Source organism: Blautia sp. HA3515 (assembly GCF_059933065.1).
This window is the reverse complement of the sequence record NZ_JAYFUY010000115.1, coordinates 1-11,509: the sequence shown is the minus strand read 5'-3', so window position 1 is coordinate 11,509 and position 11,509 is coordinate 1. Positions and strand designations below refer to the sequence as shown.

At 43.5% G+C, this 11,509-nt stretch carries 13 protein-coding genes and 2 pseudogenes; all 15 read right to left on the bottom strand.

Annotated features, from left to right (window positions below):
• Positions 1-152: 152 nt before the first annotated feature.
• A pseudogene (locus R1Y93_RS09785) lies at positions 153-1,977 on the bottom strand (VirD4-like conjugal transfer protein, CD1115 family).
• A gap of 158 nt (positions 1,978-2,135) precedes the next feature.
• Positions 2,136-2,618, bottom strand: coding sequence for a PcfB family protein (locus R1Y93_RS09780; protein WP_144093288.1), 483 nt, complete (start codon positions 2,616-2,618; stop codon positions 2,136-2,138).
• 388 nt (positions 2,619-3,006) lie between these two features.
• On the bottom strand, positions 3,007-3,438 hold the full coding sequence (locus tag R1Y93_RS09775; RefSeq protein ID WP_500822655.1) for a hypothetical protein: 432 nt from the start codon (positions 3,436-3,438) through the stop codon (positions 3,007-3,009).
• A gap of 45 nt (positions 3,439-3,483) precedes the next feature.
• Positions 3,484-4,293: a hypothetical protein gene (locus tag R1Y93_RS09770; RefSeq protein ID WP_294651146.1), complete on the bottom strand. Its 810-nt coding sequence runs from the start codon at positions 4,291-4,293 to the stop codon at positions 3,484-3,486.
• A gap of 2 nt (positions 4,294-4,295) precedes the next feature.
• Positions 4,296-4,583: a helix-turn-helix domain-containing protein gene (locus tag R1Y93_RS09765; RefSeq protein WP_243121615.1), complete on the bottom strand. Its 288-nt coding sequence runs from the start codon at positions 4,581-4,583 to the stop codon at positions 4,296-4,298.
• A 17-nt stretch (positions 4,584-4,600) separates the two neighbouring features.
• Positions 4,601-4,795 (bottom strand): hypothetical protein, encoded by a 195-nt coding sequence (locus R1Y93_RS09760; protein ID WP_144093296.1) that lies wholly within the window; start codon positions 4,793-4,795, stop codon positions 4,601-4,603.
• 74 nt (positions 4,796-4,869) lie between these two features.
• Entirely contained in the window at positions 4,870-5,169 is a 300-nt protein-coding gene (locus R1Y93_RS09755) for a DUF6809 family protein (RefSeq protein WP_500822654.1), read from the bottom strand.
• A 10-nt stretch (positions 5,170-5,179) separates the two neighbouring features.
• On the bottom strand, positions 5,180-5,518 hold the full coding sequence (locus R1Y93_RS09750; RefSeq protein ID WP_144093300.1) for a DUF6050 family protein: 339 nt from the start codon (positions 5,516-5,518) through the stop codon (positions 5,180-5,182).
• A complete protein-coding gene (locus tag R1Y93_RS09745) occupies positions 5,515-6,603 on the bottom strand; it encodes a DUF6017 domain-containing protein (protein ID WP_500822653.1) in 1,089 nt (362 codons plus the stop codon). Before R1Y93_RS09745 ends, R1Y93_RS09750 begins: the two co-directional genes overlap by 4 nt.
• Before the next feature lie 21 nt (positions 6,604-6,624).
• Positions 6,625-7,500 (bottom strand): ParB/RepB/Spo0J family partition protein, encoded by an 876-nt coding sequence (locus tag R1Y93_RS09740; RefSeq protein WP_144093304.1) that lies wholly within the window; start codon positions 7,498-7,500, stop codon positions 6,625-6,627.
• The gene (locus tag R1Y93_RS09735) at positions 7,493-8,269 is read right to left on the bottom strand and encodes a ParA family protein (protein ID WP_144093306.1); all 777 of its coding nucleotides are present in this window, start codon (positions 8,267-8,269) and stop codon (positions 7,493-7,495) included. The genes R1Y93_RS09740 and R1Y93_RS09735 overlap by 8 nt, the downstream gene beginning before the upstream one ends.
• A gap of 15 nt (positions 8,270-8,284) precedes the next feature.
• Positions 8,285-8,461, bottom strand: a complete 177-nt coding sequence (locus tag R1Y93_RS09730) for a hypothetical protein (RefSeq protein ID WP_186290008.1) — start codon at positions 8,459-8,461, stop codon at positions 8,285-8,287.
• Positions 8,455-8,919 (bottom strand): DUF6075 family protein, encoded by a 465-nt coding sequence (locus R1Y93_RS09725; RefSeq protein WP_144093314.1) that lies wholly within the window; start codon positions 8,917-8,919, stop codon positions 8,455-8,457. Before R1Y93_RS09725 ends, R1Y93_RS09730 begins: the two co-directional genes overlap by 7 nt.
• A 254-nt stretch (positions 8,920-9,173) precedes the next feature.
• A pseudogene (gene lysS / locus R1Y93_RS09720) lies at positions 9,174-11,104 on the bottom strand (lysine--tRNA ligase).
• A gap of 81 nt (positions 11,105-11,185) precedes the next feature.
• A partial coding sequence (gene greA, locus R1Y93_RS09715) for a transcription elongation factor GreA (protein ID WP_500822652.1) occupies positions 11,186-11,509 on the bottom strand: 324 nt, incomplete at its 5' end.

The following is an 11,509-nucleotide window of genomic DNA, read 5'->3' as shown; positions in this document are numbered from 1 at the left end:
GTACAGGATTTTTCTTATGGAAAATCCGACATAGCTGCAGCCGTTACTTTCATTTTGACCGATGGGGTATCGGCTGCTTTTTCTTCCATAAACATCCATTGTTTCCTCCCTTAACTTTGCGACAACTTGTCGGGAAGTTGTCCGTTTACTGGTTACATCCTGTAGACTTCCACCTCTTCATCCGGCTTCATTACAAGATTGGTGCTTAAATATTTTTCAATATCAAAGCGGTTCTTTTTGTCATAGTCCGACAGGTATTTATAGTTCTTATGCTTGCAGATGTCGAATTTATCAGAGAAAAACGGTCTGACTCCACGAAGCTGCATGATACATTTCCCGCCGTCCATGACTGCAATCTCATCCTGGCTCATCAACTCCTTCCCTGTTTTCTGGTAATTCAGTCCATAAGAACGCTGCGAACCTCTGGTATCCGAGGTGTTGTAAAGATCAATGGTCTCTTTACCCAAAATTTCAGCCATCTCTTTTAAGGTTGTTTTCTCCTTTCCACCGAGGAACAGTGTCGTGTCACAATTTCCTTCAATCGTGTCCGCATTATCCTTGTCAATCGCCTTTAACTGGCTCTTTGACTGCAAAATAACAGAAGCTTGAAATCTCTCACGGCTTCGGATCGTCGCGATCGGCTTCTTCAAATTTGGGGATCTGCCCGATATTCGCAAATTCGTCTAACAGGCAGCGTACATGAATCGGAAGTCTTCCGTCGTACACATCATCCGCCCGGTCACATAACAGGTTAAATAGCTGTGTATACATGATGGACACAACAAAATTCAATGTGTCATCCGTATCGGAAATAATAACAAACAAAGCTGTTTTTCTGTCTCCCAATAAATCCAGTTCCAGCTCGTCATAGCGCACTCAGTTCCCGCAGTTCCGCAATATCAAATGGAGAAAGTCTCGGCACCACAACTGATTAAAATACTCTTTGCTGTCTTACCTGCCGCAAGTTTGTATTTCTTATACTGCCGTACTGCAAAGTGATCCGGGGTCTTTGCTTCCAGTTCCTCAAACATCAGGTCAACCGGATTTTTAAAGTTCTCATCATCCTCTCTGGCTTCTGATGCGTTGATGAGCGCCAGAAAGCGTGTTAAAATTCTTTTCTTCTTCCCGGCCCTCATACCAGATGTAGCCGATCAACGCACAATAATACAGTTTTTCGGCTTTCACCCAGAAATCTTCACCGGATTGCTGCCCCTCGCCCTTTGTGTTGGCAATGATCGTAGTTACCAGCTTCAGAATATCCTTTTCACTGCGGATGTACACGAAGGGGTTATAATGCATGGATTTTTTGAAATTGATCGTATTCAGCACTTTGATTTTATAAGGCTCGTAAACCACTTTTCCCTCCTTGTCCCGAATTATCTTTCCGTTTTCGTCTGTCATAGGCGAACCTCTCGCCAGCAAATGCCCCACTTCCACGAGTACAGTCCCTTTGGGGTCTGTCACAACATAAGAACTGTGCATCTGCATAAGGTTGGGTTTTACAAAGAAACGTGTCTTGCCGGAACCGGAACCGCCGATTACCGAATATTTTGTTTCTGGCATACTTTGGCTCTTTCGGTCTGCCGGACATCATCAGCCGTTCTGTTTCCGTCAGGATGATATTTTCCTCAAACACAGGGTCAACATAAGGCTGAATGTCCTTTTCCGTTCCCATCTGGCGAGACCATACTCCACACCCTGCCGGTATTTCTTTGCATTTTCCCCGGTAACAGACAATCAGCTTCACAGCGATCCCGCCAGAATACCGTAAAATACATCCATGTAATAGAAACTCGGAATCGGATTTTCAAACGCCCGCTCAAAATAATTGAGTGTTTCCATGCACTTATCCCACGCCGTTCCACCGGAACTGACACGGTACAGCCAGCATATTTTGTTACAGACATAAGCAAATAGAAGATATGGGAAATTGAGCAGGAACAGCTTTTTTCGGTCTGCTCTCTGCAATCTTTCCATCTTATCATGGGTAAATCCATATAAATCCGCCTGCATCTTGCCGGGTATGCTGTTTCGGGGGAAGGGAAAATCTCTTTCTTTTTCCAGGTGCACACATTTTTCTGGGCGGGGTTTCTTTTTATCCTGCTTCTTTTTTGGGGTTGTTACCTGTTTTCCCATCATAAGCTCTGCCCCCTGTCTTTCTGGTGTTCCTTTGCCCGTTCCCGGTTCATGCCTTTCGATACTGTATCTTTAAAATGAGCCAGTTTTTCCATGATGGACGGCTTATCCTTTTTTAACATCTGATTTCCTAAGTATTTTTTGAAAGCCAGATCCATCGTTGCCTCATCCGGCGCTTTGAAAAACACATAATAAGTCGGGGGCTTTCCGTTATCTTCTCTTTTCAAAGCAAAATCAATCTTAAATTCCCTTGCCACACGTTCAAAGGATTTAATATTGCCATCCGTAATCTGGATATTGGACAAACCCACGCCTTGTTCCCTCAGTTGGTCGTATGTCTGCTTTCCCTGTTTATACGGATTCGGCCCTTTCTGCTTCTGTGCTTCCAGATACTTCCTAAGCATCATCCGCAGCACATCTGCCGTTACCTTTGTAGTCTTAATTGACAAAGCAATCGTTTTTTGGGTAACTTCTTCTTCCAATCTGCATGACCTCCTTTCTTCCTGCTGTTCTGATTTACGGTGGTATCAGCAGATGATGTAAATATATTTCCATAGGCGGCTCCTTTCCACTTACCGACAACTTGTCGGTAAGTTATCCTGAAAACAAAACAGCCGGCAGATCCAATTTTTCTAAACGGAACCTGCCGGCTGTTATAACATTATGTAAGTGTAAACTATATTTTATTTATTCCGGATAACCGGAACCTGCTTGATTTTCTTACCTGCGTTTTTCCGCTGCAGGGCAAAAACCATGTCATCGGTACGGGTAAAAAAACCTATATCCTTTTTCCAGCTCATACCACATTTGCAGTGCTGTAACCCTATAAACTGCTGTTTCATTTTTCTACCGCAATTTGGGCAGATTTTATTACTTTTTCCCATGCTGTTCCTTTTTCAAAAGACTAATTTTCTTTTTATCCACAAAATGTGTTGCATACCATCTTTCAATTTCCGCTTCCCCGCTTTTACTAAATCGGAGTGGGATCACAGGTTTATGCCCTTGCCCGTCTTTTTTCTTTATTCCCCACTGTTTATAATAACAGAACGACGGTGTCCATTGGTTCTTCTTTGCAAACACTCGCATCTGGTGCATGATAAATGACAGCTTATGTAGATTAACGATACACACTTTTTCCAAATACGGAACTTTCCCAAACCGCCATTCCTCATATGCTTTTTTCGGAAGTACACCACATTCTATCAATGTATCTACGGGTGCTGCGTAACCACGCCTTTCCCACTGTTGATACATAGAGTGATGTACCAGACCAATCAACTCTTTTTCTGTTATGGCTTTCACCTCCCAATGTTTATATTTTATCCCATGCGGTTCTGTTTGTCATCCTCATTCTCGATTCTTTAACAAATACACGGTACTAAAATGCCCGTACACCTTCCCATCCTCCCACTCCATCTGGTCAAACAGCATACACTGAAACAGTACATCCACGTCTTCCAATCGGTAGATCCGATTGCATACTTCCGACAGCCCTTCCAACTGCTCCATATGCTGCATTGCTTCCTTCCGGTAAATAAGGCACTGCAAGTATAATCCCGACAAATGTTTCCTGCTGAAAATCAGTGCTGTGGTTTTCTCTCCGTTTACGGTACATTCATATTTTTCCCTTTCTTCCTCCGGAAATTCCAGGAAGCACCGGACGTTCTCCACATACACATCCCCGTCAAAGGAAGGATGTTTCTTTTTCATCCACCGCTTTGCTGCAGCTTCCATATTTCTTCTGTCCAATTCAGAAATGGCGCTTCGGAAATTAACCTTTTTGAATCCGGCATCCATATACACATTGCTTCTTACCTGCTTATCTGCCAGTGCTGCAAATTCTCCGATGCGGAAAAAGTAATCTAAAAGCTGGTTCATCTTCGCCTTGCTTTCCACCAGATGATAGGTGTCCTCTGTAAATCCCATCCCGGCAAACCGTACCGGAACACTTCCCTTACTGATCTCTTTTTCAATCATCCGCAATACATCTCTCTGTGATTCCATCTTATCCTCCAATTCTTTCCGGCCTTCTGCCGCACGTTTTTCCTCAAATAACCGCTGCATCTGCTCATCTTCCCATTTTCCCGCAACCAACAGGGGATACAGGAAGAAAAACATAATGATCTGTACCGCAATAAAACAAATGACAACTGTCATCCTTACTCCCTCCCAAACAATCCGGCGAATGCCTCCCACTTAAAAAACGGACTGATTTTTTTCAATACTGCTATCAGATCCGCTTCATTTTCTATTTCAATATCCAGAAATTCTATGACACTGATTTCCAGGCCGCCCGCTATTTTCTTTAACTGCGCTATCTTTGGTTTCCGATATCCCAATTCATATTTCCGTATGGTATTAACATGAATCCCCGCCCGCTCCGCAAGCTGTTCCTGTGACAATCCCCTCTGGCTGCGAAAATACCGGAGTTTCTCTGCGATCTCCACCAATCCTGCCTCCTTCCTCAAAAAATATGCTTCTTTCTTTTTCCGCTTCCCGCCAACTTGTCGGGAAGTTTTTTCTTATGCTTCTTTTCTTTTTCGTATTCATAGCATTTCATTTCTTCATCCAAAGCCCTGCCTGCCATCATGCAGCTCCAGAATACGAACAGTTCCAAAAGAAATGCCAGTATGGAAATAATTAAAATCAACAGCTCCATTTTACCCGTTCCTTTCTTGAAAAATGGACAGAGAAAAAGCAACCTGTTATTCCACGGCTGCTTTCTCATTTTCACTATTTTGTTTTACTGTCTCCCAAGGTAAACGCTTCTGCAGTTAACCGGATGCCTAATGCCATCCCCTGCATAAAACTCTCTGCATTTTCCATCGTGGTAAGACTGGACGCATATTCTTTATAATCCTGAAACATCTTTGCTTCGTCTTGCGAGAGCAATGCTGCAAATTCCTGTTCCACCGTGTCACACAGCTTCATGGTATCTTGATAATCCTTTTTCTCAGGACAGCATTTTTTTCTCGGCATGATACCGTCATAAAATAAACGCTCCAATAGCTTTCTGTCCATTCCATCCTCCATTTTCTACTCCTTATCTGCCGATTCCGGTAATCCGGCAGATTCCCACAGCCACTCCTTTTATCATCGTGAAAACAGCCACCAGCAACCGCCATACCATAATCACACTGCCGATTACTCCGCCGGCCATCAGGTTGAAAGCTGCCACCCCGACAGTTCCGCCGATTCCCATTCCACTGGGAACCACCCAGAGAAACATTTTCCGGATTCCAAAAGGTATCCCCACAAGCAGCATCAAAAGCCGCCAGTCAAGTTCCCCCTGCACCATGCACAGCGGACGGAACAAAAATGCAAGAAACAGAACCGTTCCCACCGGCATGACTGTTTTGTTTAAAAATTCTCTCCTGCTCATAAATTTCCTCCTCCGTACATATCGTGGTTGACCTCTGCCAGGTAATAATTGTTGATCGTTGAGGGTGCATTAAAAATACAGGCAAGAAGGTAGGCCCTCACATTGTGTATCTTTGTCGTATTGTCATGCAGGCACTCCAAAAGATACTGGATGTGTGAGCTTTCCACTTTCAACAGTTTATTTTTCACAAACTGGTAAGGGTACTCTGCACCTCCAATGCTCAGAGTATCACGCTTCGCACTGATGGTTTCTACCAGAAGTTCCACAATCTCGTCTATGTATTCCTTTTCGCCAAGCCTTGCAGACTGGATCAGGGTGTCATACTCAATGTTCTCTTTCACAATGGCTGTGTATGCGTGTATGACATCCATCTCATCCATCCTCCCAGACCGCTTTGCGGGCTGTCTTTCTGATGGATTGATAAGATTGGTATTACTCCTATCAGTATCACTTAAATCAGTATTATTATAATAAGTATAATTAGGGTCGATTTTTCCGACCTCTGGACTTCGGCTTTCCCGACCACGATAAGTCGGTTTTTCCGACCTCGATAAGTCGGTTTTATCGACCTCGTCAGGTCGGTTTTTCCGACCACGGCAGGTCGGTTTTTCCGACCTCGACAAGTCGGCATTTCCGACCTCGTCAGAAGACAGACCTTCTCCCTCTGTTTCAAACGCTTCCGGTTCCGGTTCCGGTACAGGCTCCGGCTTCTCCTTCATCACAAAGCTTTTCACATAAATAACATCCGGCTTTCCAAATCCCTGCTTCACCCGTTCAATCAGACCGATTCCCTTTTTTGTATCCAACTCTGCAAGGGTTTTCATGCCTTTATCCCTGCCACAGTTCATGTACATCATGACCTGTTCCAGTGAAAAAATGATATATACCCTGTTTTCTTCATCAATCCATCTGTTTTTCATAGACAATGCCATCCGGTCCAGCATCAGACCGTAAAGCACCTTTGCATCACTGGACAGGTTACGAAAATAATCATCCGTAAACAGCACTTTAGGGATACGGTAAAAAGCAAACTGCTCCGATTCATAGCCGTGAAAATAATCAAATGTAACATCATATTTTGCCATTTTGCTTTTCCTCCTTCCCGTTTAATGGCTGTTCTTCCAGTTATCCAGCAATTCAAAAATAACCTGCTCAATCTGCTGTCTGCTGTATTCTTTTGGAAAATAACGGCTGATCTTATTTCCCGGAAGCGTCACCTTGCCTGTATCTTTCTTTTCCTCAGACAAAATCAACTGCACTGCCAGTTCCGTCAGCTTTCCATCCTCACTGTGTTTTTTTAAGGCGTCTGCCATCACTCCGCTGACGGAAACACTCTTTTCCTTAATACAGGCTTGTACCCATGCCTGTTCTTCTTTTGACAGGTACGAAAGGCTGACTGCCGGAATAAATTTTATCTTTCCATTGTCTACCATATCCAAAAGCTCCGGTAAAAGTTCTGTCAGCCGGATATATCTCTGCACCTTTCTTCCGCTGTCTCCAGCTTCTTTTCCAACCAGATCGGCAGTATCTCCGGTACCTTTTGCTCCCTGATGTTTCATGGCTTCCAATTTCATCTTATAAGCAAATGCCTTTTCACTGGGCAGAATATTCTCCCTTTGGATGTTGGAATCTACCATGATGATGACCGCTTCATCATCTGAATAATTACGGATAAGAACAGGCATTGTATCCTTTCCCGCCAGTTCACAGCCACGTTTCCTCCTGTGTCCTGCAACCACTTCATAGCCACCTTCTGCTCTCGGCCTGACAAGCCCCGGATTTAACACACCATAATTGCGGATACTCTCTGCCGTTTCCGTCATTTTTTCATCATCCAGAACTTTAAAGGGATGGCCTTTAAACGGATGCAGGTCTGATATAGGAATCTCCACGATCCTGTCTGTGCCGGGATTGACGGAATCATCAATCCCAAGCAGTTCATTGTAGGAAGTAAGCTGAATCTCTTTCTGAGGTTTACGCATGGTTCAGCACCTCCTCTGCCAGCTCCGCATAGCTTTTTGCCCCTTTACTCCTGCTGTCATAAGCAAAGATGCTCACCCCCTCAGAAGCAGTCTCTGCGATTGCCTCTGATCTGGGAATGGACTTCTCAAAAATACGCATTTCTTTACCATAAGCCATTTTCACTGCCTGCTTATTCCGTTTGGAATTATTATAGCGGCTGCTGTCCATCGTAAACAGAATACCCTCAATCTCCAATCCTGGATTGAAACGCTGTTTAATTCCTTTCACTACGCTCAAAAGCTCAACTAAACCATCCGCTGCATAATATTGAGGCTGTACCGGAATCAAAACACTGTCCGCTGCACTTAACGCATTAATCGTCAGCATTCCCAGAGAGGGCATACAGTCAATGATAATATAATCATAGTTATCTTCCAGAAGTTCCAGATATTCTTTCAAAACTTTTTCCCGGTTTTCTACTGTAATCAGTGACAGATCCGTACCTGTCAGCATCTTATTCGATGGAATGACATCAATTCCCTCTTTATGCCTTAAAACAGCTTCCATCGGGTCAAACTCCATACCCATGATGATATTTTCCATCATATTCTTCAAGGATACCCGGATCTTTTTTGGGAATCCTAATCCCAAAGTTAAATGCCCCTGCGGATCTGCGTCCACAAGCGCCACTCTTTTTCCTAATCGAACCAGAGCTACTCCTAAATTGATACTGGTTGTTGTTTTTGAAACGCCGCCTTTCTGGTTTGCGACTGCAATCACTCTACACATAACTTTCTCCTCCGTTTACTGTTCCGGCCTGACAGCCTTATCAATTTCTGCATACACACGAAAATATTTTTTTGTTCCTTTATTTGCGTACTTTTCTGACATTTCCAGTACATTGATTCTTTTATCCCTCTGCAGGATTTTCTGGAACCACTTAATATCATTGGTGGTTCCCTGCAATCTGATTTTTAACATAAGAAATCCTCCCAGTCCTGGTAAAAGCAATATTCCGGATACCGGATTTTAATTGCCTCCCAAAAATATCTGGCATAACCACAGCAAAATAAGTCTTCTACTGTATAGCATCCACATTCCTGCAACTGTCCATCCGCATCATCAATGTCAAAAACACTTGGAGTTCCATTGCAATAAAGGTTAAATGCCATACGGATAATTTTTAAACTACCACTAGTTTGCCATCCTTCCTTCAGACATTCTGTCTTAATATTTCCTGTTTTGAAATCATAAATGTTATCCACATGATTTCTCGTGTCCTCACTAATTCCGAGACAATATACCAATGCTTTGTAATATACATCTTGATATCTGTCTTTTGATAAATATTCCTGATAAAAATTTTCGTGTTGTTTGCTTTTGAAAGTTATTGTGTGAGTTGTTTTTTCTTTTGCTCCTAACGCTGTACTGTTTTTCATTTTCGTTTTCCTCCAATAATAATATTTTGACATTAACTCAAACACTGTTAGCCGCTTATTGCAGCACGCAAAAAAGGACATCTTTCCAAAATCTCTTTTAGAAAAATGTCCTTTATACAAAATCTCTTATTTACTTTCCATAATACAACAAACGTAATACCAAGTGTTATCACGTATTATACAACAAAAATTTGTTGTACCTCTGTTGTAGTACACAACATCTAACCTACAATTTTATAACTTTCAATCCATTCTTAGTACAGCTTCGCACCTGCCGGGATCCGGTCATTAACCATGAGAAGATTTAATCCCTCATGCCCGTCTTCCTCGTGTACTGCTGAAATCAGCATACCCTCGGAATCAATGCCCATCATCTTTCTCGGCGGCAGATTTACGATTGCAATCGCTGTCTTGCCAATCAGATCTTCTGGCTCGTAAAACTCGTGAATACCGCTTAAAATCGTGCGTTTCCGGTCTGTTCCGTCATCCAAAGTGAACTTTAAAAGCTTCTTACTCTTCGGTACTGCTTCACATTCCAGAATCTTTACTGCACGGTAATCAGCCTTTGCAAAGGTATCGAAATCAATCATTTCTTCAAAGATTGGCTCGATCTTTACGTTGGAGAAATCAACCTTCTCAGCAACTTTTTCTGCCGCTGCAGGAGCTGCTTCGGAAGTCTTATTTGCCTTCTTGTCAGCGTCCAGTGACTTCATCGTCGGGAACAGCAGCACATCACGAATAGCAGCAGAATCTGTAAGGAGCATGCACATACGGTCAATACCGAAGCCGATACCACCTGTAGGCGGCATACCGATCTCCAATGCATTCAGGAAATCTTCGTCTGTATGGTTAGCTTCCTCGTCACCCTGTGCGAACAGTTCTTCCTGAGCTGCAAAACGTGCTCTCTGGTCAATAGGATCATTCAGCTCGGAGTACGCATTTGCCATCTCCCAGCCATTCATGAAGAACTCGAAACGCTCTACATAATCCGGATTCTCCGGTTTTTTCTTTGTAAGAGGAGATATCTCAATCGGATGATCCATAACAAATGTAGGCTGGATCAGATGCTCCTCAACATACTCTTCAAAGAACAGATTCAGGATATCACCCTTCTTATGGCGTTCCTCAAACTCTACATGATGCTCTCTTGCAGCTTCTCTTGCCTCTTCCAGTGTATGGATCTCATTAAAGTCCACACCAGAATACTTCTTAACTGCATCTACCATGGTGATTCTCTCAAATGGCTTGCCCAGATCCATCTCCACACCATTGTATACGATGGTGGTAGTACCCAGAACTTCCTGTGCCACATAACGGTACAGATTCTCGGTAAGATCCATCATGCCATGATAATCTGTATATGCCTGATAAAGCTCCATCAGTGTGAACTCCGGATTGTGACGGGTATCAAGACCCTCATTACGGAATACACGGCCGATCTCATAAACTCTTTCCAGACCGCCTACGATCAGTCTCTTCAGATAAAGCTCCAGGGAAATACGAAGCTTGAAATCCTCATCCAGTGCATTGAAATGAGTCTCAAAAGGTCTTGCAGCTGCACCGCCGGCATTAGATACCAGCATAGGTGTTTCTACTTCCATAAAGCCCTGTCCGTCAAGATAACGGCGAACTGCGCTTAAGATCCTTGAACGCTTGATAAATGTATCCTTTACCTCTGCATTCATGATCAGATCCACATATCTCTGACGATAACGGGTATCTGTATTGGTTAGTCCGTGGAATTTCTCCCGGAAGGACCTGAAGGCTCTTGGAAAGCAGTGTCACCTCGGAAGCATCAATAGAGATCTCTCCAGTTGGTCTTTGTACGGAATACCTGGCCTTTAATACCAATAATATCGCCTACATCCAGCTTTTTGAATGCTTTGTACGCATCTTCTCCAATACTGTCTCTTGCCACATAAGACTGGAGCATGCCCTTCAGATCCTGTACATGGCAAAAGGATGCCTTACCCATTACACGCTTGGACATCATACGTCCGGCGATTGTTACATCTTTTCCTTCCAGTTCTTCAAACTGATCCTTAATATCCTGGCTGTGATGTGTCACATCATATCTAACGATTTTGAATGGATCCTTTCCCTCTGCCTGCAGTTCGGCAAGCTTCTCCCTGCGGACCTTCAGCAGCTGGTTTAAATCCTGTTCCTGCTTCTTCTGCTCTGCCACTTTCGTGCTCTCCCTATCTTCTTAAAAATTTCTGCCGCCCATGGGCCTTGCACCTCTGAACGGCAGATAAAGTGTTATACGTTATCTCTGAATCTCAAGAACCTTGTATTTCATAATACCTGAGGGCATCTCTACCTCAACCACATCTCCTGTATGCGCACCGATCAGTGCCTTGCCTACTGGGGACTCATTGGAGATCTTGCCCTGAAGGCTGTTAGCCTCTGTAGAACCAACGATCTTCAGCTCAATGTCCTCTTCAAATTCATAATCATGAACCTTTACCTTACAGCCTACATTGATCTTGTCAAGGTCTACCTCATCCTCAACAACAACCTCTGCATTCTTCAGGATCTTCTCGATCTCTTCGATACGTGCCTCAATATCTCTCTGCTCATCCTTTGCAGC